Source organism: Microbispora corallina (assembly GCF_016863035.1).
Lineage (GTDB): Bacteria > Actinomycetota > Actinomycetes > Streptosporangiales > Streptosporangiaceae > Microbispora > Microbispora corallina.
The window spans coordinates 129162-152403 of sequence record NZ_BOOC01000033.1; the positions used below are offsets into that span (position 1 = coordinate 129162).

General features: G+C 70.3%; 23 protein-coding genes and 1 riboswitch. Of the genes, 9 read left to right on the plus strand and 14 right to left on the minus strand.

Annotated elements, in window-relative coordinates; genetic code table 11:
• Positions 1-24 precede the first annotated feature (24 nt).
• Positions 25-2010, plus strand: a complete 1986-nt coding sequence (locus Mco01_RS29265) for a HelD family protein (protein ID WP_204060078.1) — start codon at positions 25-27, stop codon at positions 2008-2010.
• A gap of 137 nt (positions 2011-2147) precedes the next feature.
• Positions 2148-3029 carry a DUF4190 domain-containing protein gene (locus tag Mco01_RS29270; protein WP_204060079.1) on the plus strand — a complete coding sequence of 294 codons (882 nt, stop codon included), beginning with the start codon at positions 2148-2150 and terminating at the stop codon, positions 3027-3029.
• 102 nt (positions 3030-3131) lie between these two features.
• On the opposite strand, the gene groL is transcribed toward Mco01_RS29270, so the two are convergent.
• The 5 genes from groL to Mco01_RS29295 all read right to left on the minus strand — a co-directional run bounded on the left by groL (position 3132) and on the right by Mco01_RS29295 (position 7883).
• Complete coding sequence (groL, locus tag Mco01_RS29275) at positions 3132-4754, minus strand: chaperonin GroEL (protein ID WP_036332750.1); 1623 nt, start codon at positions 4752-4754, stop codon at positions 3132-3134.
• Positions 4755-5031: 277 nt separating this feature from the next.
• Complete coding sequence (locus tag Mco01_RS29280) at positions 5032-5232, minus strand: cold-shock protein (protein WP_030509192.1); 201 nt, start codon at positions 5230-5232, stop codon at positions 5032-5034.
• A 257-nt stretch (positions 5233-5489) separates the two neighbouring features.
• Complete coding sequence (locus Mco01_RS29285) at positions 5490-5765, minus strand: MoaD/ThiS family protein (protein ID WP_204060080.1); 276 nt, start codon at positions 5763-5765, stop codon at positions 5490-5492.
• Between the two features lie 44 nt (positions 5766-5809).
• A complete protein-coding gene (gene thrC / locus Mco01_RS29290) occupies positions 5810-7060 on the minus strand; it encodes a threonine synthase (protein ID WP_036332756.1) in 1251 nt (416 codons plus the stop codon).
• A 14-nt stretch (positions 7061-7074) separates the two neighbouring features.
• Positions 7075-7216: riboswitch (SAM riboswitch) on the minus strand.
• A gap of 115 nt (positions 7217-7331) precedes the next feature.
• Positions 7332-7883, minus strand: a complete 552-nt coding sequence (locus Mco01_RS29295) for an RNA polymerase sigma factor (RefSeq protein ID WP_204060081.1) — start codon at positions 7881-7883, stop codon at positions 7332-7334.
• A 103-nt stretch (positions 7884-7986) separates the two neighbouring features.
• Here Mco01_RS29295 and Mco01_RS29300 point away from each other — a divergent pair, with 103 nt between their 5' ends.
• Together Mco01_RS29300 and Mco01_RS29305 are read left to right on the plus strand one after the other, a co-directional pair.
• A complete protein-coding gene (locus tag Mco01_RS29300) occupies positions 7987-9408 on the plus strand; it encodes an alpha,alpha-trehalose-phosphate synthase (UDP-forming) (protein ID WP_204060082.1) in 1422 nt (473 codons plus the stop codon).
• Positions 9409-9468: 60 nt separating this feature from the next.
• Positions 9469-10653 carry an MFS transporter gene (locus Mco01_RS29305; RefSeq protein ID WP_204060083.1) on the plus strand — a complete coding sequence of 395 codons (1185 nt, stop codon included), beginning with the start codon at positions 9469-9471 and terminating at the stop codon, positions 10651-10653.
• Here the strand turns inward: Mco01_RS29305 and Mco01_RS29310 are convergent.
• From Mco01_RS29310 to Mco01_RS29320, 3 genes are all read right to left on the minus strand, one after another.
• Positions 10619-11218 carry a hypothetical protein gene (locus Mco01_RS29310; protein ID WP_204060084.1) on the minus strand — a complete coding sequence of 200 codons (600 nt, stop codon included), beginning with the start codon at positions 11216-11218 and terminating at the stop codon, positions 10619-10621. The two genes, Mco01_RS29305 and Mco01_RS29310, sit on opposite strands and share 35 nt — an antisense overlap.
• 97 nt (positions 11219-11315) lie before the next feature.
• On the minus strand, positions 11316-12113 hold the full coding sequence (gene otsB / locus Mco01_RS29315) for a trehalose-phosphatase (RefSeq protein ID WP_204060085.1): 798 nt from the start codon (positions 12111-12113) through the stop codon (positions 11316-11318).
• 4 nt (positions 12114-12117) lie between these two features.
• Positions 12118-12399 (minus strand): DUF3263 domain-containing protein, encoded by a 282-nt coding sequence (locus Mco01_RS29320; RefSeq protein ID WP_036332767.1) that lies wholly within the window; start codon positions 12397-12399, stop codon positions 12118-12120.
• A gap of 94 nt (positions 12400-12493) precedes the next feature.
• On the opposite strand from Mco01_RS29320, the gene Mco01_RS29325 reads away from it, so the two are divergent.
• Entirely contained in the window at positions 12494-13300 is an 807-nt protein-coding gene (locus Mco01_RS29325) for an SAM hydrolase/SAM-dependent halogenase family protein (RefSeq protein WP_275410604.1), read from the plus strand.
• Positions 13301-13325: 25 nt separating this feature from the next.
• Here the strand turns inward: Mco01_RS29325 and Mco01_RS29330 are convergent, their stop codons facing one another.
• The 5 genes from Mco01_RS29330 to Mco01_RS29350 all read right to left on the minus strand — a co-directional run bounded on the left by Mco01_RS29330 (position 13326) and on the right by Mco01_RS29350 (position 19050).
• Positions 13326-14342, minus strand: a complete 1017-nt coding sequence (locus tag Mco01_RS29330; protein WP_204060087.1) for an ABC transporter ATP-binding protein — start codon at positions 14340-14342, stop codon at positions 13326-13328.
• On the minus strand, positions 14326-15357 hold the full coding sequence (locus Mco01_RS29335; protein ID WP_204060088.1) for an ABC transporter ATP-binding protein: 1032 nt from the start codon (positions 15355-15357) through the stop codon (positions 14326-14328). The genes Mco01_RS29330 and Mco01_RS29335 overlap by 17 nt, the downstream gene beginning before the upstream one ends.
• 13 nt (positions 15358-15370) lie before the next feature.
• Positions 15371-16318: an ABC transporter permease gene (locus tag Mco01_RS29340; protein WP_239103993.1), complete on the minus strand. Its 948-nt coding sequence runs from the start codon at positions 16316-16318 to the stop codon at positions 15371-15373.
• Complete coding sequence (locus Mco01_RS29345; RefSeq protein WP_204060089.1) at positions 16311-17237, minus strand: ABC transporter permease; 927 nt, start codon at positions 17235-17237, stop codon at positions 16311-16313. Before Mco01_RS29345 ends, Mco01_RS29340 begins: the two co-directional genes overlap by 8 nt.
• A 127-nt stretch (positions 17238-17364) precedes the next feature.
• Entirely contained in the window at positions 17365-19050 is a 1686-nt protein-coding gene (locus tag Mco01_RS29350) for a peptide ABC transporter substrate-binding protein (protein ID WP_204060090.1), read from the minus strand.
• Positions 19051-19443: 393 nt separating this feature from the next.
• Here Mco01_RS29350 and Mco01_RS29355 point away from each other — a divergent pair, with 393 nt between their 5' ends.
• The 4 genes from Mco01_RS29355 (at position 19444) to Mco01_RS29370 (ending at position 21935) form a co-directional block, all read left to right on the plus strand.
• On the plus strand, positions 19444-20349 hold the full coding sequence (locus Mco01_RS29355; protein WP_036332779.1) for an ABC transporter permease: 906 nt from the start codon (positions 19444-19446) through the stop codon (positions 20347-20349).
• Positions 20342-21139 (plus strand): ABC transporter ATP-binding protein, encoded by a 798-nt coding sequence (locus Mco01_RS29360; protein ID WP_198167617.1) that lies wholly within the window; start codon positions 20342-20344, stop codon positions 21137-21139. Before Mco01_RS29355 ends, Mco01_RS29360 begins: the two co-directional genes overlap by 8 nt.
• A gap of 23 nt (positions 21140-21162) precedes the next feature.
• Positions 21163-21699, plus strand: a complete 537-nt coding sequence (locus Mco01_RS29365) for a YbhB/YbcL family Raf kinase inhibitor-like protein (RefSeq protein WP_204060091.1) — start codon at positions 21163-21165, stop codon at positions 21697-21699.
• A 62-nt stretch (positions 21700-21761) separates the two neighbouring features.
• Complete coding sequence (locus Mco01_RS29370; protein WP_198167618.1) at positions 21762-21935, plus strand: hypothetical protein; 174 nt, start codon at positions 21762-21764, stop codon at positions 21933-21935.
• 77 nt (positions 21936-22012) lie between these two features.
• Here the strand turns inward: Mco01_RS29370 and Mco01_RS29375 are convergent, their stop codons facing one another.
• Positions 22013-22936: a hypothetical protein gene (locus Mco01_RS29375; RefSeq protein WP_204060092.1), complete on the minus strand. Its 924-nt coding sequence runs from the start codon at positions 22934-22936 to the stop codon at positions 22013-22015.
• Between the last annotated feature and the right edge of the window lie 306 nt (positions 22937-23242).

A 23242-nucleotide genomic window follows, 5' to 3' on the forward strand; every position in this document is an offset into this window, starting at 1 on the left:
ACTGCCCTCCGGAGGAGTTTCCGCATGCCTGGACATGTGCTCGACGCCGAGCGCGCCCACCTCGCGGCCTCCCGCGCCGCCCTGAAAGCCATGCGCGAGCACGCCCGCTCGCTGTCCGCGGACGCCGCCGGCGACTGGGTCTCCCAGCAGATCCTGCAGTCCCTGCTCGACCAGCGGGTCGCCGCCCTGGCCGACCACCCCGACACCCCGCTGTTCTTCGGCCGGCTCGACCGCTCGGCCGCCGACGACCTGCCCGACACGATCTACGTCGGCCGCCGCCACGTGCACGACGAGAGCAGCCGGCCGCTCGTCATCGACTGGCGGGCGCCCGTCTCCCGCGCGTTCTACCAGGCCGGCCCCGCCGACCCCATGGGCGTGGCGCTGCGCCGCCGGTTCGGCTACAAGGGCGGCGAGCTCACGGCGTACGAGGACGAGCCGCTCGACGGGCGGCGGCTCGGGCCGAGCCGGCTGCTCACCGAGGAGATCGAACGGCCGCGCACCGGGCCGATGCGCGACATCGTCGCGACCATCCAGCCCGACCAGGACGAGATCGTCCGCGCCGACCTCGGCGTCACGGTCTGCGTGCAGGGCGCCCCCGGCACCGGGAAGACGGCCGTCGGCCTCCACCGGGCCGCCTACCTGCTGTTCACCCACCGGGAGAGGCTCTCCCGGGCCGGCGTGATGATCGTCGGGCCCAACCGGGCCTTCCTCGCCTACATCTCCTCGGTCCTGCCCGCGCTCGGCGAGGTCAGGGTCGACCAGACGACGGTCACCGGCATCCTCGGCGAGCACGCCCACCCCGAGGACCCGGCGGTGGCGGCGATCAAGGGCGACGCCCGGATGGCCGAGGTGGTCAGGCGCGCCCTGTGGCTCCACGTGACCAAGCCCGAGGAGGGCGTGCTGTTCACCAAGGGCATCAACCGCTACCGGGTGGCCGACCACGAGGTCCGCGAGATCGTCGCCGGGCTGCGGGGCACGACCAGGTACGGCCCGGGACGCGCCACCCTGGCCCAGCGCCTCGCCCACGCCGTGCTCATCCAGATGGAGCGGCGCGGCGAGTCGCCCGACGACCGCGTGCAGGACGCGGTGGCCCGGTCGAAGCCGGTGAAGGCCCTCCTCGACGCGGTCTGGCCGAAGCTCACGCCCGAGCAGGTCCTGTTCCGTCTGCTGTCGGACGCCGCCTTCCTCGCCCGCGCCTCCCGCTCGGACCTGTCGGCCGAGGAGCAGGAGCTGATCCTGTGGCGCAAGCCGTACAAGTCGCACCGCTCGGCGAAGTGGACGGCCGCGGACGCCGCCCTGCTCGACGAGATCGCCGGCCTCATCGAGCGCACGCCCTCCCACGGGCACCTGGTCGTCGACGAGGCCCAGGACCTGTCGGCCATGCAGCTGCGGGCGCTCGGCCGCCGCTGCCGCACCGGCTCGGCCACCGTGCTGGGGGACCTGGCCCAGGGCACCACGCCCTGGTCGGCCCGCTCGTGGAAGACCGTGCTCGACCATCTCGGCCAGCCGTCCGGCGAGGTGACCGAGCTGACGCTGGGGTTCCGCGTGCCACGGGAGGTCCTCGACTTCGCGGCGCGGCTGCTCCCCTCGGTCGCGCCCGACCTCGCCGCCCCGCGGTCGCTGCGTCCCGGCGCCGGGTCCCTGTCCGTACGGCCGGTCCCGGACGCCGTCGCCGCCGTCCCCGAGGCCGTACGGCAGGCTCTCGGGCGCGAGGGGTCGATCGGCGTCATCGTCGCGGACGCGGCGGTGCCGGCCGTCTCTGCGGCGCTGGAGGGCGTCCCGCACACGGTCCTCGGCCCCGACTCGACCGGTGAGGACCGGGTGCTCGTCGTGCCCGCCACGCTGGCCAAGGGCCTGGAGTACGACCACGTGATCGTCGCCGAGCCCGCCGACATCGTCGCCGCCGAGGACCGCGGGCCGGCCCGCCTCTACGTGGTCCTCACCCGGGCCGTCACCTCGCTCACCGTCCTCCACGCCCGCGACCTGCCCGCGGAGCTGGCCGTCCCCTGACGGACGTCACCGGCCGCGGCGCGCCGTCCGTGCTCGCCCGCATCGCCGTGCGCCTGCGGCGACAGCCCGCGCCGCGCGCCCCGAGCGGGAATGGTCGCGTTGCGGACGAAACGCCGCAAGGGCCACTATGTGGTCGCGTGACCCCCGACGCCTCTCCTCCCCCACCGGGGCCGTACGGCGCTCCCCACCCGGGAGCCGGCCCCTACGGCGACCCGTCCGCGCCGTCCAACCCCTACGCCGCGCCGCCCGCGGGGCCCTACGCCGGCGCCTATCCCGGACCTCCGGCCGGCCCCTACGGCGCCCCGCCCGCCGGGACGTACGCCGCGCCGCCCCCGGGACCCTACGCCGGACCGCCCGCCGATCCCTACGGCGCGCCGTACGGCATGCCCTATCCGCCGTACGGACAGGTCCCGCCGCGACCCCGGATGAACGGGTTCGCCGTCACGTCGCTCGTGTTCGGGATCATCGGCGGCGTGCTGCTGTCGGTCGTCTTCGGCGTGATCGCGCTCAGGCAGATCCGCAGACGCGGGGAGCGCGGTCGCGGCCTCGCCGTCGCGGGCCTGGTCCTGTCGGGCGCCTGGGTGGCGGTGATCGTCGCGGTCGCCCTGGTCGCGGTGCTCACGTCGGCCCAGCGGGACGCGAACGGCACGATCACCGGCGGCGGCTCCGTCGCCAGCACCGCCCTGCGCCCCGGCGACTGCGTCAACGGCGTGGCCGACGGCGTCGTGGTCACCAGCGTGACCGGGGTGCCGTGCACCCAGGCCCACGACGCCGAGGTGATCACCCAGTTCGACCTCCCGGTGAAGGCGTGGCCCGGCAGGGAGGCCGCGGGCAACCAGGCGTCCGAGCAGTGCGAGAAGCGCCTCAACCGCATGCTCGCCGACAGCCCGATGCTCGACCGGCTGAGGAGCTTCGTGCTCTACCCGCCGAGCCAGTCGGCCTGGGCCCGCAGCCGTTCGGTCACCTGCATGGTGGTCGAGGGCCACGGCGGCAAGCTCAACAGCCCCGTCCCCCGGTAGCGCCACCCCAGGAACGGAGAAGGGGCCGCCCCGGACGACCGGGGCGACCCCTTCCACCTGTTCGCCTGTGCGCCTCGCGGCGCGGAGGGCCTACGGCGCGGACTAGAAGTCCATGTCGCCGCCGCCGGGCATGGCGGGGGCCTTCTCCTTCTCGGGCTTCTCGGCGATGACGGCCTCGGTGGTGAGGAACAGCGCCGCGATGGACGCCGCGTTCTGCAGCGCCGAGCGGGTCACCTTGGCCGGGTCGATGATGCCCGACTCGAACATGTTGACGTACTCGCCGGTGGCGGCGTTGAGGCCCTCGCCCGCGGGCAGGTTGCGGACCTTCTCCACCACGACGCCGCCCTCGAGGCCGGCGTTGACGGCGATCTGCTTCAGCGGCTCCTCGAGCGCCTTGCGGACGATCGCCGCACCGGTCGCCTCGTCGCCGTTCACCTCGAGCTTGTCGAACGCGTTGGCGCCCGCCTGCAGCAGGGCCACGCCACCGCCGGGGACGATGCCCTCCTCGACCGCGGCCTTCGCGTTGCGGACGGCGTCCTCGATGCGGTGCTTGCGCTCCTTCAGCTCGACCTCGGTCGCCGCGCCGGCCTTGATGACGGCGACGCCGCCGGCCAGCTTGGCGAGGCGCTCCTGGAGCTTCTCGCGGTCGTAGTCGGAGTCGGTGCGCTCGATCTCGGCGCGGATCTCGTTCACGCGGCCGGCGATCTGCTCGGCGTCACCGGCGCCGTCGACGATCGTGGTCTCGTCCTTGGTGATGACGACCTTGCGGGCGCGGCCGAGCAGGTCGAGGGTGGCGTTCTCGAGCTTGAGACCGACCTCCTCGGAGATGACCTGGCCACCGGTCAGGGTGGCGATGTCGCCCAGCATGGCCTTGCGGCGGTCGCCGAAGCCGGGGGCCTTGACGGCCACGGACTTGAACAGGCCGCGGATCTTGTTGACGACCAGGGTGGCCAGGGCCTCGCCCTCGACGTCCTCCGCGATGATGACCAGCGGCTTGCCGGACTGCACGACCTTGTCGAGCAGCGGCAGCAGGTCCTTGTTCGCGGAGACCTTCGAGTTGACGATGAGGATGTAGGGGTCCTCGAAGACCGCCTCCATGCGCTCGGGGTCGGTGACGAAGTAGCCCGAGACGTAGCCCTTGTCGAAGCGCATGCCCTCGGTGAGCTCAAGCTCCAGGCCGAAGGTGTTGCTCTCCTCGACGGTGATGACGCCTTCCTTGCCGACCTTGTCCATCGCCTCGGCGATGAGCGAGCCGATCTCGGTGTCGGCGGCGGAGATGGAGGCGGTGGAGGCGATCTGCTCCTTGGTCTCCACGTCCTTGGCGAGCTTGGAGAGCTCCTCGCTGACGCGCTCGACGGCGGCCTCGATGCCCTTCTTCAGGGCCATCGGGTTGGCGCCGGCGGCCACGTTGCGCAGACCCTCCCGCACCAGCGCCTGGGCGAGCACGGTGGCCGTGGTCGTGCCGTCACCGGCGACGTCGTCGGTCTTCTTCGCGACCTCCTTGACCAGCTCGGCCCCGATCTTCTCCCACGGGTCCTCGAGCTCGATCTCCTTCGCGATGGAGACACCGTCGTTGGTGATCGTGGGGGCGCCCCACTTCTTCTCCAGCACGACGTTGCGGCCCTTGGGGCCGAGGGTCACCTTGACGGCGTCGGCGAGCTGGTTCATACCGCGCTCGAGACCGCGCCGGGCGTCCTCGTCAAACGCGATCATCTTGGCTGCCATAAGGCTAGACCTCCCAGTAGCAGGGTGGCTTGCAGCGGACCGAGCCGACGCCCGCGACGGCATGGGCCCGCTCCTGCGCGAGCCCCATCGCCCCGATCCCGGTTGTTGTCACTCTCGACCTCAGAGTGCCAAACATGTATTTAGCACTCTACCCCTGCGAGTGCAAGCGGAAGCCCTGCTGACCAGCTTGGACGGGTACGTCCGCCACCTTGGGGAAACATGCCGAAGGCCCGGCCCGCACGGGCGGGCCAGGCCTTCTGTGTAGTCCTCGACGGGATCAGACGGCCCGGACCGCCTCCGCCTGCGGGCCCTTCTGACCCTGGGTGATGTCGAACTCAACCCGCTGGCCCTGCTCGAGGGCCTTGTAGCCGTCCATCATGATTGCCGAGTAATGGACGAACACATCCTTCCCACCGTCTACCGCGATGAAGCCGTAGCCCTTGTCCGCGTTAAACCATTTGACGGTGCCCTGCGCCACTTTCCGACTCCTCTTGCTGGGCTGGGGACCACACACAAGAAGCCCCCGGTTTCGTCGATCGTCTTCGACCATACCCGTGTCAAGGCGTAGGACAACAGAGTCAATCCGCAAACTACTACTCGGCGTTCGCTCATAGCAGGATCGGAGAATATTAACTTTACTACTCGATAGTTGAGAATTGCACCATTTCGCTTAGGGCCGTTTGACTTCTACAACGATAGAAGCGCATGTCAGGTGCTCATCAGGCACCTCCGGGCTCACCCCCCGGCGACTGCGGGGATGACGGAGATGTGCACTCCGTCAGGCGTGGGGGTGTCCAGGCCCTGGGCGAATCGGACATCCTCTTCACCGACATAGACGTTGACAAAACGCCGGATCTTGCCCGTCTCGTCGAGGATGCGCCCGCCGATGCCCGGATAGTCCGCGTCGAGCTTCTGCAGGACCTCCCGGAGCGTTCCACCGTCCCCGGATACCTCCGCGGCTCCGTTGGTGTACGTACGCAGAATCGTCGGAATCCGTACGGAAACGCTCATTTTTGGCTCGCTTTCTAGCTTCGGGTGGGTCTGACGAAACGTATTCAGTTGGCGAAAGCCGCACGGAATGCCGCGAGCGAGGGCCGGATGACGGCCGACGGGCGGGCGTGCTCGGCGACCGCGTCGAGCGTCTTGAGCCCGTCGCCGGTGTTGAGGACCACGGTCTCGGCCTCCGGGTCGAGACGGCCCTCGCGGACGAGCTTCGCCAGCACGCCGACGGTCACGCCGCCTGCGGTCTCGGCGAAGATCCCCTCGGTCCTGGCCAGCAGGCGGATCGCGTCGACCACCTCGCGGTCGGTCACGTCCTCGACGGCGCCGCCCGTCCGCCGGGCGATGTCCAGCACGTACGGCCCGTCGGCCGGGTTGCCGATGGCGAGGGACTTGGCGATGGTGTCCGGCTTGACCGGCTGGACGACGTCCTGCCCGGCCTTGTACGCCTGGGAGACCGGCGAGCACCCCTCGGCCTGCGCGCCGAAGATCTTGTACGGCCGGTCCTCGACCAGCCCGAGCCTGATCAGCTCACGGAAGCCCTTGTCGACCTTGGTCAGCTGGGAACCGGACGCCACCGGGATGACGATCTGCTCGGGCAGCCGCCAGCCGAGCTGCTCGGCGATCTCGTATGCCAGCGTCTTGGAGCCCTCGGCGTAGTAGGGCCGGAGGTTCACGTTGACGAACCCCCACTTCTCGCCCAGCTCGTCGCCGATCAGCTCCGAGCAGAAGCGGTTCACCTCGTCGTAGGTGCCCTCGATGCCGACGAGCCGGCCGCCGTACACCGAGGCCATCGTGATCTTGGCCTCTTCGAGGTCGGAGGGGATGAACACGCAGGAGTCGAGCCCGGCACGGGCGGCGGCGGCGCCCACCGCGCCGGCGAGGTTGCCGGTGGACGAGCACGACAGCGTGTGGAAGCCGAAGGTGCGGGCGGCCTCCAGCGCGATCGCGACCACCCGGTCCTTGAAGGAGTGGGTGGGGTTGCCGGAGTCGTCCTTGACGTGCAGCGACCGCAGGCCGAGCTCGGCGGCCAGGCGGTCGGCCCTGACGAGCTTGGTCCAGCCGGGCTGCAGGTTGGGCTTGGCCGCGACGTCCGGCGGGACGGGGAGCAGCGAACGGTAGCGCCAGATGTTCGTGGGGCCGGACTCGATGTCCTCCCGGCGGACCTCGCCGAAGTCGTAGGCCACTTCGAGAGGGCCGAAACACTCGGCACAGGCGAAGATCGGGCCGAGGTCGTAGATCGCGCCGCACTCGCGGCAGGACAGACCGGTGGCGGGGCCGAAGTCGGAAGCGTTCGTGTGCGCCATGAAGCGAGGCCTTTCCCTCATCTTCGCTCGGTGACCACCCTGGTCACGAGCCGGAATTGGCACCTGTCCCGGCCGGCCTCGTGGGGCACGAGTTCGGACGCCGGGAGGGTTGCCGGGGCTTCGCAGGGCCGGTCCCTCCACCCCTCTGGATGAGCAATATTCAGTTGTCGACCCGCGAAGGGTCCCTAGCACTGTACCCCGCCGTCCCCGGTGTCCGTTCCAACGTCTCAGATTGCGAGACGTTCCGTATCACCCTGAGACACCGCGGGAGTCAGCCGTACGCCTCGCCGAGCGCGGTCTGGACGTACTTGCGCGCCTGGTGGATTCGGGACTTGACCGTCCCGAGGGGGATGCCGAGCTGGTCGGCGACCTCGTTGTAGTCGAGCTGGCAGATGTCGCGCAGCACGAGCGCCTGGGCCAGGTCGGGCCGCTCGGCCTCCAGCGCCTCCATGGCGTCCAGCAGGTCGAGCCGTGAGCCGGCGATGACGCTGACCCTGCGCGGGTCGGGACGCTGGTCGGGCAGCTCCTCCGCCTGCTCCGACGCCCGCCGCTTCAGGCTGCGGTAGGTGGTCCGCGCGCAGTTCACGGTCACGATGTGCAGCCACGTGCTGAACTTCGCGCGGCCCTCGAACCTGCCGATGTTGCGCGCCACGGCCAGCAGCGTGTCCTGTGACGCCTCCTCGGCGTCCTGCCGGTACGGTAGAAGACGCTCGCAGTGCCGCAACACGTCGGGCTCGATGCGGCGCAGCAGCTCGCCCAGCGCCCGGTGGTCACCCTGGGCGGCCGATCGGGCGAGGTCCTCGGTCGTCTCGTCCAGTGCCATGCCGAATCCAGCCCTTCCTCGATCGCTTGACATCCTATTGACGAAGGTCGGCTTTTATTAATCTTCCGGCATGCCCGACCGTTCAGTCCCGGGGGAGCCGAACATGAGCACTACCCTGATCGCCTCCAACAGAGGGCCGGTGTCGTTCACGCTCTCCGACGACGGCGCGCTCACCATGCGGCGAGGCGGGGGCGGGCTGGTCTCCGGGCTCTCCGAGGTGGTCAGGGACGGCGACGTCCTGTGGGTCTGCGCGGCCCTGTCCGACGGCGACCGCGGCGCGGTGCGGCTCGCGCCGGGCGGCCGGCTCGACCAGGCCTTCGACACCGGGCCGGTGCGGATGCTCGACATCCCGCCGGCCGTCTTCCACCGGGCCTACAACGCGGTGGCCAACTCGACGCTCTGGTTCGTCAACCACCTGCTGTACAACACGCCCCTGACGCCGGAGTTCGGCACGCGCTTCCGCCGCGAGTGGGAGTCGTACCGCGACTACAACGGCGCGTTCGCCTTCGCGCTGGCCGAGGAGGCCGGGCACGGGGCCCGCGTCATGGTGCAGGACTACCACCTGACCCTCACCCCCGCCATGCTCCGCGTCGAGCGGCCCGACCTGCGGATCGCCCACTTCAGCCACACGCCGTGGGCGCCCCCGGAGTACTTCTCGCTCCTGCCGGACGACGTCGTGGCGGAGGTCCTCACCGGCATCCTCGGGGCCGACCACGCCGGGTTCCTCACCGCGCGGTGGGCCCGCGCGTTCATGGACTGCTGCGAGACCTTCCTCGGCGCCCATGTCGACCACACCGCCGGGGTCGTCTCGTACGACGACCGCACGACCCACATCGGCGTGCACCCGCTGGGCGTGAACGGCGAGGCGCTGCGGCGGCGTGCGGCCGAGCCCGACGTGGAGTCGCACATGGCGGCCATCCGCGACCTGGTGGGCGACCGCAAGCTGATCGTCCGGATCGACCGGACCGAGCTGTCCAAGAACATCGTGCGCGGGCTCACGGCGTACCGGGAGTTCCTGGCCCGGCATCCCGAGTGGCACGGCAGGGTCGTCCACCTGGCCTTCGCCTACCCGTCCCGGCACGACCTGCCCGAGTACCGCGAGTACACCGCCGCCGTGCAGCGGTGCGCGAAGGAGATCGAGGACGAGTACGCCACCGAGGACTGGGACCCCCTGATCCTCAACGTGCACGACGACTATCCGCGGTCGCTGGCCGCCTACCGGATGGCCGACGTGCTGCTGGTCAACCCCATCCGCGACGGCATGAACCTCGTCGCCAAGGAGGGCCCGATCCTGTCGCCGCGGTGCGCGCTGGTGCTGTCCCGAGAGGCGGGCGCGGCGGCCGAACTGGGGCCCGACGCGCTGCTGGTCAACCCGTTCGACGTCACCGGGACGGCCGGCGCGCTGTACGAGGCGCTGACGATGCCCGAGGAGGAGCGGCTCAAGCGCGGGGCCCGGCTGCGGGAGGCGGCCACGGCCCTGCCGCCGCTGCGCTGGTTCGAGGACCAGCTCGCCGCGCTGGGCTGACGAGGGTCTCCCGACGGACGTCGTGGCCGGCGATGAGGCGTGCGCTAACCTTGCCTGGCTTTGGACCGCAATACGAGGCTCACCAGGGATCGCCCCACCTGGTTGATCTACCTCCAGCTCGCCACCTTCGCCACGTACCTGTACGGCCTGTCGGCCGCGACGCCCCTCCTGCGCGCCGAGCTCGGCGTCTCCCAGGCCGTCGCCGGGCTGCACGGCACGGGGATGGCGCTGAGCGGCGTCGTCGGCGGGCTGGCCCTGCCCGCGCTGACCAGGCGGTTCGGTCGTCGGGCCGTCGCCTGGGCCGGGATGGCGGGGATGAACGCCGGCGTGCTCCTCATCGCGTTCGGTCATACTCTGCCGTTCACGCTCTCCGGCTTCACCCTCGCCGGCGGCAGCGGCTCGGTCGCGCTGTACGCGATCACGGCGGCCCTCAGCGACCACCACGGCCCGGCAGGGGCGGCCGCCATCAGCGAGGCCAACGCCGTCGCCGTGACCGCCGGCATCGCCATCACCTACGCGTTCAGCGTGCTGGCACAGTCTCCCGCCGGCTGGCGGTCCGCGCTGTTCGTGCCGGTGGCGGCCACGGCCCTGCTGGCCCTGCTCATGGGCCGGGTCTGGGTGCCGCCGGCGCCTGTCCCGCCGGCGCCTGTCCCGCCGCCGCCCGGCATCGCCGCCCCAAGAGACCCGTACGGCTGGCGGTTCCACGTCATCGGCTTCGTGCTGCTGTGCTGCGTCGCCCTGGAGTTCGCCTTCAACCTGTGGGCCGCGGAGCTCTTCGCCCAGCGGACCGGGCTGTCGGCCGGCGCGGCGGCGACCGGGTTGAGCGCGATGCTCGCGGGCATGGCCGCGGGCCGGTTCGGCGGCGCGTGGCTGGCTCTGCGACTCCCGCCGACGTCGATCCTGCTGGGCGCTCTCGGCGTGGCCCTGGCGGGCTGGACGCTTTTCTGGGCCGGGACCTCCGTCCCGGTCTGCTACGCCGGGCTCGCGCTGAGCGGGCTCGGCATCTCGGTCCAGTACCCGATGGGGCTGGCCCGCCTGATCGAGGTGTCGGGCGGCCGCCCCGACCAGGCGTCGGGCGCGGCCTCCATCTGGGCGGGCGCCGGCTCGGGCGGCGGCCCGTTCGTGCTGGGGGCGCTGGGCGACGGCTTCGGCACCCATACGGCGTTCCTGCTCGCCCCCGGCCTGATCGGGCTGGCGGCCGCGGGGATCGTCAGCTCCAGGTCGCGTTCTTCAGGATCCCGCTGAGCCTCGGGTCGTCCCACTGGTCGATGACCAGGATCTTCGACGTCGGCAGGTACCACTCGCGCTGGTTGTAGTGCCCCTTGACCTTGAAGGTCGTCGTGGTCACGCAGGTGCCGGCCCACTTGCGGTAGTACGCCTTGTGCCCCGGGCCGATCTGCCGCAGGCCCTTGGCGGCGAGCGTCATGTGGCCGATGTACAGCTTCTTGTCGTACGGGCACGGCCCGACGTCGGTGGCGGGGTAGAACGCGCCGTCCGGGGTGTAGGCGTTGAAGAGCTCGTGGCCCACCTTGATGGCCTTCGGGCCCATGACCCAGAAGCTGTGGCATCCGGAGTCGCGGAAGCCGAACATGTCGGTGCCGACCGTGGGGCAGGGGCCGGTGACGACCCGCAGCCAGTCCTTGTCCTGCTCGTACACCTTCCAGGACTTCGGGATCGTGAGCGTGAGGCCCTTGCGCAGGTGCAGTTGCTTGGTGCCGCTCGTGGCGGCGGTGTCGCTCGCGAACGCGGCCGCGGGCGCGGCCAGGACGGCGAGGCCGGCCACGGCGGCCGTGATCGTCTTCTTCATCATGGCTCGAAGACTAGAAGCCGCGGCTTGCAGAACACTTGACGGCCGCTGCACCGCGGCGCGCGCCTCCCCAGCCCAGGGCCGCTCGGCTTCCCGGGCGTCAGTCCAGGGCGGCGCGGACCTCGCGGAGGAAGGCCACCACCCCGTCCGGGCCGTCCACGACGACGTCCGCCCGCTCCGCGAGCGCGGTCACCTCGGCCGAGCCGCTGCACACCCGGACGCCCGGGATCCCGGCCCGGTCCACCGCGTCGAAGGCCGCGAGGTCGCCCAGGTCGTCGCCGACGAACATCACCGACCGCGCCTCGCGCTCGGCGAGGAACGACGACAGCGCCTTGCCCTTGTCCATCCCCGGCGGCCGGAGCTCCAGGACCATCCGGCCGGGCTCGACGGCCAGCCCCGCCTCGGCCGCCAGTGCGGCCACGGGCTCGCGCAGTGCCTCCAGGGCCGCCGCGGGATCGGGGGCGCGCCGGGTGTGGACGGCCACCGCGCGGTCCTTGTCCTCGACGACGACGCCGTCCAGCGAGCGGGCGATCTCCGGCAGCCGGGCCCGGACGAGGTCGAGCCCGGGCGGCGGGGGCGGCGCGCTGATCCGGCCGTCCTCCCAGCGTTCGAGGCCGTAGTGGCCGAGGATCACCAGCCCGGGGACGTCCTCCAGGGACGGGCCGTCCGCGGTGGCGCCCAGGGCGAGGGCCGTGAGCGGCGGGCGCCCGGTGACGATCGCGACGGCGCCCAGGCGGCCGGCCAAGTCGGCGAGCACGCCGGGGGCCTCGGGATGCACGTGGGCCGCGGCGGGGTCGGGGACGATCGAGGACAGGGTGCCGTCGAAGTCGAGCCCGATCACGGCGCCGGCGGGGTCGGCCAGGACGGCGTCGAGCCCCTCGTGGCGGGGGAGGGTCATGGCCTCAGGGCCTCATCCCGAACCGGCGGGCGGCCCTGTCGCGCTGGCGGGTGGCACGCATCCGCCGCAGCCGCTTGACCAGCATGGGGTCGTGCTCCAGGGCCTCCGGCCGGTCGATGAGCTCCCCGAGTAACTGGTAGTACCGGGTCGCGGAGATCCCGAACGCCTCCCGGATCGCCTGCTCCTTGGCTCCCGCGTACCGCCACCACTGCCGCTCGAACGCGAGGATCTCGCGATCGCGGTCGGAGAGGACGAGCCCTTCGTCGCCGGCCGGTTCGGTGTCCATTCCGCTCCTCCTCGAGGGCTCGCAAACCCGCCCTCATCGTAGTAGGCGAACCCGGGGTGTTCAGGCCGGATCGGCAGACGTAATGTCACCAGGTGTGACCTGTGTAATCACGCTTCTGACCGACTACGGGCTGGAAGACGGCTTCGTCGCCGCCTGCCACGGTGTGATCGTCGGCATAGCCCCGCAGGCCCGGATCATCGACGTGGGCCACCTGGTCCCCGCCGGGGACGTGCGGCGGGGGGCCGCGATCCTCGCGCAGACCCTGCCGTACCTCCCGGCCGGCGTGCACCTCGCCGTCGTCGACCCGGCGGTGGGCGGCACGCGGCGCGGGGTCGCCGTGGAGGCGGGCGGCCGGATCTTCGTGGGGCCCGACAACGGCGTGCTGTCGTGGGCCGTGCACGCGGCGGGCGGGCCGCAAGCCGCGTACGAGATCACCAACCAGGACCTGTTCCTGGACAACGTCTCGCCCACGTTCCACGGACGGGACGTCTTCGCGCCGGTGGCCGCCCACCTGTCGACCGGACGGCCGGTCGCCGACGTCGGGCCGCCGCTGCCGCTCGAACGGCTGGTGGCGCTGCCCGAGCCGACCTGCCGGCTCAGGGACGGCGCCGCCGAGGGGGAGGTGCTCTCGGTCGACCGCCACGGCAACGTCCAGCTGTCGATCACCTGCGGGGACCTCGGCAAGCTGGGGGCCCACGTCGGGGAGAACCTCGCCGTGTGGCTCGGGCGGCGTCAACTCCTGGTCCCGTACCGGGAGACGTTCAGCGCGGTGCCGCCCGGCGACCTGGTGGCCTTCACCGACTCGGCGGGGCTGGTCGCCCTGGCGATCAACGCCGGGGACGCCGCGGAGCGCCTGGGGCTGCCCCCCGGCGCCCACGTGCGGCTGTCACCCGGACGCTGACCGCGCTCGCGGCGAGCGCCGGCGGTCACGGGGCGTTGACGACGTCCTTGGCCTCGGCGAAGTGGCACGCGCTCGGGTGGTCGCTGCCCTGGCGGATCTCCAGCAGGGGCTCTTGCTGGGCGCAGATGTCCTGCGCCTTCCAGCACCGGGTGCGGAAGTGGCAGCCGGACGGCGGGTTCGCCGGCGACGGCGGGTCGCCCTGCAGGATGATCCGCTGCCGCTGCTCGCGTCCCTCCGGGTTGGGCACCGGCACGGCCGACAGCAGCGCCTGCGTGTACGGGTGGGTCGGGCGCTCGTAGATCTCCCTGTCCCGGCCGAGCTCGACGATCTTGCCGAGGTACATCACGGCGACCCGGTCGGAGATGTGGCGGACCACCGACAGGTCGTGGGCGATGAAGATGTACGCCAGGTTGAACTCGTTCTGCAGGCGCTCCAGCAGGTTCATGACCTGGGCCTGGATCGACACGTCGAGGGCCGAGACCGGCTCGTCGCAGATGATGATCTCGGGCTGGAGCGCGAGCCCGCGGGCGATGCCGATGCGCTGCCGCTGGCCGCCGGAGAACTGGTGGGGGTAGCGGTTGATGTGGTCGGGGTTGAGGCCCACGACCTCCAGCAACTCCTGGACCTTGCGGCGCCGCCCGCCCTTGGGCACGACGTCCGAGTGGATCTCGAACGGCTCGCCCACGATGTCGCCGACCGTCATCCGGGGGTTGAGCGAGGTGTACGGGTCCTGCATGACCATCTGGATGTTGCGGCGCATGCGCTTGAGCTCGCCGCCCTTGGCCTGGGTGATGTCCCTGCCGTTGACCCGCACCGACCCCGAGGTGGGCCGCTCCAGCGCCATCAGCAGCTTGGCGAGGGTCGACTTGCCACAGCCCGACTCGCCGACGAGGCCCAGCGTCTCGCCCCGGTGCAGGTCGAAGGAGACCCCGTCGACGGCCTTGATGGCGCCGATCTGCCGCTTGAAGACGATGCCCTGGGTCAGCGGGAAGTGCTTGACCAGGTCCCGTACTTCGAGGATCGACTCAGCGGGAGCCGTCATCGATGACCTCCCTCCAGTAGTGGCAGGCGCTGCCGCGGGTGCCACTGATCGTGTACAGCGGGGGCACGTCGGTCACGCAGTTGTCCCGCCGGTACGGGCAGCGCGGGTGGAAGGCGCAGCCGGTCGGCATCTCCAGCAGGTTGGGCGGCATGCCCTTGATGGCGTACAGCTCCTGGCCCTTGAGGTCGACCCGCGGGATCGACTCCAGCAGCCCCTTCGAGTAGGGGTGGGCGGGGTTCCGGTACAGGTCGTGCACCGGCGCCTTCTCCACGATGCGGCCGCCGTACATCACGGCGATCTCGTCGGCCACGTCGGCGACCACGCCGAGGTCGTGGGTGATCAGGATCAGGCCCATGTTGCTGTCGCGCTGGAGCTCCGCGAGCAGCCCCATGATCTGCGCCTGGACGGTCACGTCGAGCGCGGTCGTGGGCTCGTCGGCGATCAGGACCTCGGGGTCGAGCGCGATCGCCATGGCGATCATGATGCGCTGGCGCATGCCGCCGGAGAACTGGTGGGGGAAGTCGTTGACCCGCTCCTTGGCGGCCGGGATGCGCACCCGGTCCATGAGCTCGACGGCCTTCTTCCTGGCGTCCGACCGGGACGTGCCGCGGTGCATGCGGAACATCTCGGCGATCTGCCAGCCGACCGGGAACACCGGGTTCAGCGCCGACAGCGCGTCCTGGAAGACCATCGAGATGCCCTCGCCGCGGATCTTCCTGCGCTGGTCCTCGGGAAGCTTGAGCAGGTCGACGCCGCGGAAGCGGATCTCGCCGCCGGTGATGCGTCCCGGCGGCATGTCGAGGATGCCCATGATGGTCTGGGCGGTCACGCTCTTGCCGGAGCCCGACTCGCCCAGCACGGCCAGCGTCCGCCCCGCGTCCACGCTGTAGGTGACGCCGTTGACGGCCTTGGCGACGCCCGCCCGCGTCCGGAACTCGACGTGGAGGTCCTCCACCTCGAGCAGGGCGCCGCCGGCGGATCCGCTGCCCACGTGTTCGGAAAGCACTTCTGTCACTCGCTGTGCCTCCTCAGCGAAGCTTGGGGTCGAGGGCGTCGCGCACGGCCTCGCCGAGCATGACGAAGGTCAGCACGCACAGGGACAGGAACGCCGCCGGGAAGAACAGGGCGTGCGCGCCGGTCCTGATGTACGACGTGTGGTCGGCGATCGCGATGCCCCACGAGATGACCGGCGCCCGCAGGCCGATGCCGAGCAGCGAGAGCGTCGCCTCGGCGCCGATGTAGCTGCCGATGGTGATCGTGGAGTACACGAGGATCGGCGCGAGCGAGTTCGGCAGGATGTGCCGGAAGATGATCCGGCCGGGGCCCGCCCCCAGCGCGCGGGCGGCCTGCACGTAGTCCTGGTGCTTGGCCTGGATCACGGCCGAGCGCGCGATGCGCATCAGGATCGGCCAGCCGAGCACCGCCAGGACGACGATGACCACCGCCATGATCGTCACCTTGTCCGGGCTGGACTGCGCCGGGGCGACGGTGCCCAGGATGATGATGGCGCCCAGCACGTACGGCACGCCGAGGAACATCTCACCCACGCGGGACAGCACGGAGTCGAGCCAGCGGGAGTAGTAGGCCGCCAGGACGCCGGCGACGCCGCCGAGCAGGACGGTCAGCAGCGTGGCAAGGACACCGACGATGATCGAGGTGCGAGCCCCGTAGATCGTCCGGGCGAAGACGTCGCGGCCCTGCAGGTCGTACCCGAACCAGGCATCGGCGCTCGGTCCCTCCATGCTCTTCGCGAGCGTGGCGTACTCGGGGTTCTTGTGCGTGAACAGCGTCGGGAACGCCGCCATGAGGAGGAACGCGACCAGCATCACCAGCGAGACCCAGAAGATCTTGCGGTGGCGCAGGATGTCCCACGTGTCGCGCCAGAGGCTCCGCGCCCGGTCGGGACGGCCGAGGCCGGGAACCGCCGCGGGGCCTTCCGCCTTCAGGAGGTCTTGCATCGCGGTCGGTTCACTCATAGCGGATCCTCGGGTCGAGCACGCCGTAGAGGAGGTCGACGAGCAGGTTGGAGATCAGGTACACCAGCACGAGCAGGGTCGCCACCGGGACCACGATCGTGTAGTCCTGCCCGGTGATGGCCCGGTAGAGCATGCCGCCGATGCCGTGGATGTTGAAGATGCCCTCGGTGATGATCGCGCCCGACATGAGCGAGCCGATCTCGGTGCCGAGGAACGTCAGCACGGGGACCAGCGAGTTGCGCAGCAGGTGGATCCCCACCACCCGGCGGTTTGTCAGGCCCTTGGCCACCGCGGTGCGCACGTAGTCGGACCGCAGGTTCTCCACGATGCTGGTCCGGGTCAGCCGGGCGGTGAACGCCATGTTGATGCTGGCCAGCACGAACGCCGGGACGATGAGCTCGCTCACCGTCGCCTCGTCCGACACCGTGGGGTTGATGATGTGCAGCTGCACGCCGAGCAGCCACTGCAGCAGGTAGCCGGTGACGAAGACCGGCAGCGACAGCAGGAACAGCGTGGAGATCGTCACCAGGTTGTCGAGGAAGCCGCCGCGCTTGAGGCCCGACAGGACGCCGGCGCCGATGCCGATGACGGCCTCGATGGCGACCGCGAGCAGGGCCAGCCGGATAGTGATGGGCCAGGCCGCCCCGAGCTGGTCGATGACGGGGACCTGGTTGAAGTCGACGCCGAGGTCGCCCGTCAGCATGTTCTTCAGGAAGTGTCCGTACTGCACCAGCATCGGCTGGTCGAGGCCGAACTGGGCCCTCATGGCACTGACGTAGCTGTCAGGACAGGGGCGCTGGCCGCAACGCCCGGCGAACGGGTCGCCCGGCAGCTGCCAGACCATGTAATTGATCAAGAACGTCGTGCCGAGCACCACGGGTATGAGTTGCAGCAGGCGCCGGATCGCATATCGGCCCATGCGCACCTCCAGTCGTTCGCGAGGTCTACGTGCGTCCCCGAGGATCGGCACGGGGAAGGCGTGATCGGACAGCCGCCGAGGCCGGTCCCGGTCCGGAACCGGCCTCGGAGGACGTGCGAGCCGGAGGCTAGGCTTCCTTGATCGCGATGGACAGCGGGTCGAGCTCGCCGAACGGCGTCACCTTCACACCCGTCACCCACTTCGAGGTGCCGGCCTGCAGACCGTACGACCACAGCGGAATCGCGGGCAGGTCCTGCGCCAGCATAGCCTCCGCCTCCTGGTAGTGGGCGATGGCCTGGGCCGGGTCGGTCGAGGTGTCAGCCTCGTGCAGCTTCTCGTCGAGCGCCTTGTTGCTGTAGAGGCCGTCGTTGCTGGAGGCGCCGGTCTTGTACAGCGGGTTCAGGAAGTCCTCGATGTGCGGGTAGTCCATCTGCCACCCGGTACGGAACATGCCCTTGATCTTGTGCTGCGTGATGGTGTCGCGGAACTCGGCGAAGGTCGGCATCGCCTTGCCCACCACGGTGAACCCGGCGTCGCTGCCGAGCGCCTGGTTGATGCTGTTGGCGGTGGCGTCCACCCACTCCTTGTGCGCGGAGTCGCCGTTGTACCAGATCGGGAACTCCTTGGGCGGGGTGTAGCCCGCGGCCTTGGCCTTGGCCAGGTACTCCTTGGCCTTCGCCGGGTCGTAGGTGCACAGCTCGCCGCAGGAGCCGGCCTTGTAGCCCTCGACGATCGGGGAGACCCAGCTGTCGATCGGCACACGGCCCTTGTTGAAGATCTTGTCGGTGATCGTCTTCCGGTCGATCGCCATGGAGATCGCCTTGCGGAAGTCGGCGTTGCCGCCGAACTCCTTGTCGTACAGCGGGAAGGTGACCGTCTGGATCGTGCCCTGCTGGCCCTCGATCGCGCGGTCGCCCAGGTCGCTCTTCCACTTGTCGCCGGCCAGCGCCGACGGCGGGATCAGCTCGGTGAAGTCGAGGTTGTTGGAGACCAGGTCCGCGTAGGCCGCGTCGTCGTCCTTGTACATCTTGTAGACGATCTGCTTGACCTTCGGCTTCTCCGCGCCCGCGTAGTCGGCGTTGGCGGCGACCACGATCTGCGAGTTGTGGTCCCACTTCACGAACTTGAAGGGGCCGTTCGTGACCGGGTTGGAGGCGAAGCCCTTGGGGTCCTTGAAGAAGGCGTCCGGGAGCGGCGCGAACGTGGAGTAGCCCAGCTTGGTGCGGAAGACCGCCACGGGCGCGTTCAGGGTCACCTTGAACGTGAGGTCGTCGACCACCTCGAGGCCCGACATCTTGTCGGTCTCCGGCTTCGGCGCCTGCTTCGGGCCGTCGGGGCCGTCGGGGTCGGCCGTGTTGACCTTGTCGAAGCCCTTGATGTCACCGAACCAGAAGCTGCCGATCTGCGCGTTCGGGGAGTACGCCGTGTAGTTCCACGCGTCGACGTAGTTCTTCGCCGTGACGGGAGTGCCGTCGGTCCACTTGAGGCCCGGCTTGAGCTTGATCGTCCAGACCGTGTTGTCGGTCGTGTCGATGGACGCGGCCTCGTCGAGCTCGGGGGCGGCCGTGTCGGTGTTGTACTTCACGAGCTTGCTGTACACGAAGTCGTTGATCGTGCCGCCGCAGGTCTCGTTGATGTTGCCGGGGACGAAACCGGTCTGGGGCTCACAACCGCGGATGTACACGGTGCCGTTGGCCGCGCGGGGGTTGTCGCCACCGCCACCCGAGCCGCCGCTGCCTCCGCCGCACGCGGCGACGCCGAGCGCAAGCAGCGCGGTGCCGGTGGCGATCTTCGCGCCCTTAGTCACGCGCATAGTGGATAGGTCCTCCCTCTAAGGTTGGGCGTTCGGGCTGGTGAGACCCCCGGTTTGCCGGGCGCGGTCAAGCCAGCTGACGTCCTGCCAGTCGTCCGCGAGCATCCCTCACCCGACACACCAGAGCAGTATCTGGCGCGTTGCAGTTCGGTCACACGTGCGTCAGTGGTGCGTCACACCACATCTAGTGCGCGGACACCAAATGCCTAGCAGGGCCGCAAAGCCCCCATATCGTACATATATCACCCTTTCCCGTCACCTTGAGTGTCCGGTCACTACGAGTCCCGTGCCGTTGTCCCCCTATCACGATGTCGTGGGCTACCTTTGACCAAGTCGGAAGCCGCTCCCGGTGCGACAGCCGTCCACCGACCTCCATCCAATAGAGTCCATGCCATGAGCCAGCCGGAATCCGCGCTCGCGGACGCCCAGGCGGGCGGCCGAGCCCCGGAGTCACTGGCCGCGCTCGCCGCGCGTCACGGGTTGCGACGCGCCATCGCACGCCCCAGCATGCCCGCCTACCTGCGCCAACTGTGGGACCGGCGGCACTTCATCCTGACCTACGCCACGTCGAGGAACGTCTCCAAATACTCGGAGTCGGCGCTCGGCCAGCTGTGGCAGGTGCTGACGCCTCTGCTCAACGCCGCCGTCTACTGGCTGATGTTCGGCGTCATCCTGGCCCAGGCCAAGCACATCGCGCACTACCCGGCGTTCCTCGTCACCGGGGTGATGGTCTTCACCTTCACGCAGCGCACGGTGACCGGCGGGGCCAAGTCGATCTCCTCGAACCTGTCGCTCATCCGGGCGCTCCACTTCCCCCGGGCGGCGCTGCCCCTGGCGTACACCATCCAGGAGCTTCAGCTCCTCGGCTGGTCGATGGCCGTCCTTGTCGTCCTCATCCTGGTCATGGGGCTGCCGGTCACCATGCTGTGGCTGCTGGTGCCGGTCGCGCTGCTCATGCAGTTCTTGTTCAACATGGGCATGGCGCTGTTCATGGCCCGCGTCGGGGCCTTCGCCCGGGACATCAACCAGCTTCTGCCGTTCATCCTGCGCACCTGGCTCTACGCGTCCGGCGTCTTCTACGCCATCAGCGACAGGACCAAGGACCTGCACAGCGTCCTGCGGTGGGCGCTGGAGTTCAACCCGGCCGCCGCCTACATCGAGTTCATGCGCGACCTGCTCATCTACGAGAGGTTCCCCGAGCGATGGGCGTGGACGACGTGCATATTCTGGGCAGTGTTCGCACTGATCGTCGGCTTCTGGTACTTCTGGCGGGCCGAGGAGAGGTACGGCCGTGGCTGAGCTGACCAAGGAGCTGTCCCAGGTGGCCCTCGAAGACCAGACGGTCGGTACGCCGACCGTGATCGTCGACGACCTCCACATCGTCTACAAGGTGTACGGCTCGACCAGCGAGTCCCAGAAGGGCAGCGCGGCCAACGCCCTCATGCGCCTCGTACGGCGGCAGGGACGCCCCGAGATGAAGGAGGTCCACGCCGTCAAGGGCGTGACCTTCGTCGCCCACCACGGCGAGGCCATCGGCATCATCGGGCGCAACGGCTCCGGCAAGTCGACGCTGCTGCGGGCCATCGCCGGGCTGCTGCCGCCGCACAAGGGCGCCGTGTACACCAACGGCCAGCCCTCGCTCCTCGGCGTCAACGCCGCCCTCATGAAGGAGCTCACCGGCGAGCGCAACATCGTGCTCGGCTGCTACGCGATGGGCATGTCGCCGGCCGAGGTGCGCGAGCGGTACGACGAGATCGTGGACTTCTCCGGCATCGGGGAGTTCGTCCAGTTCCCCATGTCGACCTACTCGTCCGGCATGGGCGCGCGGCTGCGCTTCGCGATCTCCTCGGCGAAGACCCACGACGTGCTGCTGATCGACGAGGCGCTGGCCACCGGCGACCGCGACTTCAAGCGCAAGAGCCAGGAGCGCATCATGCAGATGCGCGAAGCCGCCGGGACCGTCTTCCTGGTCGCCCACAACCTCGACGTCATCGAGGAGACGTGCAACCGGGTCATCTGGCTGCACAAGGGGAAGATCAAGATGGAGGGCGACCCTCAGGAGGTCCTGGACGCCTACAACAAGGCCTGACAGATCGACAGGAGGGGTGAACCGTGCCGACGCCGCCACCGATTCCCTATGACCACCTTCCCGAGGTGCCCGCGCTCACCGTCGAGAGCGACGACGTGCGCGACGGCGAGCCCAAGCCCGAGGCGCATGTGTACAACGGCTGGGGCGTGAGCGGGCAGAACCTCTCCCCGCACCTGCGCTGGTCCGGCGCTCCCGAGGGCACGAAGAGCTACGCGGTGACCTGCTTCGACCCCGACGCACCGACGGGCAGCGGGTTCTGGCACTGGGTGCTGTTCGACATCCCGGCGAGCGTGACCGAACTGCCCACCGGGGCGGGCACCGCGCCCGACTTCAAGGGCCTGCCCGAGGGCGCCCAGCACGCCCGCAACGACTACAACGAGAAGGCGTACGGCGGCGCCGCCCCGCCGCCCGGGCACCCGCACCGCTACCTGTTCGCCGTCCACGCGCTCGGCGTGGAGAAGCTCGGCGTCGACGGCGACACGCCGCCCGCGGTGGTCGGGTTCAACGTCACCGCCAACACGCTCGCTCGCGGATTCATCGCACCTGTGTACGAAACCTGATACCCCAGGGCCGCCTGTTCCACTATGATTCGAACAGAGATTCGACGTAGGGGAGGGGCGGGATGAGCGACCTGGCGACGGCGATCGACAACCTGGCCGCCGAAGATCCCTCGGAGCTACCGGTCGGGACGATCACCGAGCAGCTCCTCGACCTTCACTGGCAGATGGCCCGCCTGCAGGCCCAGATCGCCCGGCGCACGCATCTGCGCGCCTCGGCGACCAGCCAGGCCAACTGAGAACGGCCGGCGCCCCTCACAGGCGCCGGCCGTTCCTCATGTCGCGTACGGCGGGGTGGGTCGCCGTTCTGGCGCTGCTACTGCCCGGTGCGCGGCACGCGCGAGAGCGTCGCCGGCAGGGTGGAGGCGGTGGCGGCGGCGGTGGCGCTCGCCGAGGCGGCCGCGCTCGCGGCCTGTGCGGCCGTGGTGCCCGCGCCGGAGGCGTTGTTCCCGGCCGTGGTCACCGCGGCGTCCGCGTCGGCGTTCAGGTGCGCCGCGGCGGAGGCCGCCGCCGTCGCGGCCGCCGTACCGGCCGCGGCCCCCGGGGCGTCGCACGGGACGAGCGCGAGCAGCCCGCCGGCGCTGCCGGCGGTCACGGCGACGGCCGCGTCGAGGTCGAGCAGCGCCCGGACGTCCGCCGCCAGCCCGAGGTTCAGGCCCGCGCGCACGGCCGCGCCGGCGGTCGTGACGACCGGGGCGGCGGCCTGGACGGCGCCGGCGCCATGGCTGGCGACGGCGGCGGCCGGACGGCCGACCTGGGCCACGGCGTTCACGGCCGCGTCCAGCTTCGCGTTGACGGTGGCGTTGAGACTGGCGTCGACGTTGGCCACCGCGTCGAGGGCCGCGCAGAGCTGAGCCTGGAGCGTGGCGACGACGTGGGCGCTGATGGTGGCCCTGGCGTCGGCCACGATCGACGCCGCGAGGTCGGCGGCCGCGTTGATCTGGGCGTTGGCGTCGGCTGTGAGGGTGGCGCTGGTGGTGCCGGCGATCTGGGCGACGGCGACGAGGTCGGCGCGGAGGGCGGCGGTCAGGTCCACCACCAGACCCGCGGTCGCGTCGGCCTGGGCGGCCGCGCCGGCCGCGGCGCCGCCGGCCGTGTCGTTCTGCAGGTCGACCAGAAGCCTGGCCACCGCGGTGATCTGACCGTCGGTGCACGTCTGGGCGCACACCCGGGCCTGCGCGGGCGCGGCGAGCATGCCGGCGATGCCGACCGCTACGGCGACGACGGCTGTCCTAACCACTCGTTTCATTCGAATTGCCCCCGGTTCATATTCCTTTTCACGAGAGTGGGAATGACGAACCCAAGAACCCCCGTGCGTCGGCGAGCGCCGACAAAGACGACGGCATTTCTATCACCGCCTCACGCGCCCGGATCCCCGTCTCACCAGGGCGTCCGGGCCCGGTGAAGATCGGGAAAGTCCGGACATCCCCCGGCGTACGACCACCCCGCGGTCAGGTCACTCCCCGTCCCGGAGAAAGGCACGGCAAAAATGCGCCAACGTGGATCAGGAGATTTTTCCGCTCGCTTTTAGCGACGCGCGCCTCCG

Bases quoted from the DNA above. Each gene is read 5' to 3' on its own strand.
- Mco01_RS29265 (WP_204060078.1), top strand. From the start codon at position 25: ATGCCTGGACATGTGCTCGACGCCGAGCGCGCCCACCTCGCGGCCTCC.
- groL (WP_036332750.1), bottom strand. From the start codon at position 4,754: ATGGCAGCCAAGATGATCGCGTTTGACGAGGACGCCCGGCGCGGTCTC.
- Mco01_RS29285 (WP_204060080.1), bottom strand. From the start codon at position 5,765: ATGAGCGTTTCCGTACGGATTCCGACGATTCTGCGTACGTACACCAAC.
- thrC (WP_036332756.1), bottom strand. From the start codon at position 7,060: ATGGCGCACACGAACGCTTCCGACTTCGGCCCCGCCACCGGTCTGTCC.
- Mco01_RS29295 (WP_204060081.1), bottom strand. From the start codon at position 7,883: ATGGCACTGGACGAGACGACCGAGGACCTCGCCCGATCGGCCGCCCAG.
- Mco01_RS29300 (WP_204060082.1), top strand. From the start codon at position 7,987: ATGAGCACTACCCTGATCGCCTCCAACAGAGGGCCGGTGTCGTTCACG.
- Mco01_RS29310 (WP_204060084.1), bottom strand. From the start codon at position 11,218: ATGATGAAGAAGACGATCACGGCCGCCGTGGCCGGCCTCGCCGTCCTG.
- otsB (WP_204060085.1), bottom strand. From the start codon at position 12,113: ATGACCCTCCCCCGCCACGAGGGGCTCGACGCCGTCCTGGCCGACCCC.
- Mco01_RS29320 (WP_036332767.1), bottom strand. From the start codon at position 12,399: ATGGACACCGAACCGGCCGGCGACGAAGGGCTCGTCCTCTCCGACCGC.
- Mco01_RS29330 (WP_204060087.1), bottom strand. From the start codon at position 14,342: ATGACGGCTCCCGCTGAGTCGATCCTCGAAGTACGGGACCTGGTCAAG.
- Mco01_RS29340 (WP_239103993.1), bottom strand. From the start codon at position 16,318: ATGAGTGAACCGACCGCGATGCAAGACCTCCTGAAGGCGGAAGGCCCC.
- Mco01_RS29345 (WP_204060089.1), bottom strand. From the start codon at position 17,237: ATGGGCCGATATGCGATCCGGCGCCTGCTGCAACTCATACCCGTGGTG.
- Mco01_RS29350 (WP_204060090.1), bottom strand. From the start codon at position 19,050: ATGCGCGTGACTAAGGGCGCGAAGATCGCCACCGGCACCGCGCTGCTT.
- Mco01_RS29355 (WP_036332779.1), top strand. From the start codon at position 19,444: ATGAGCCAGCCGGAATCCGCGCTCGCGGACGCCCAGGCGGGCGGCCGA.
- Mco01_RS29370 (WP_198167618.1), top strand. From the start codon at position 21,762: ATGAGCGACCTGGCGACGGCGATCGACAACCTGGCCGCCGAAGATCCC.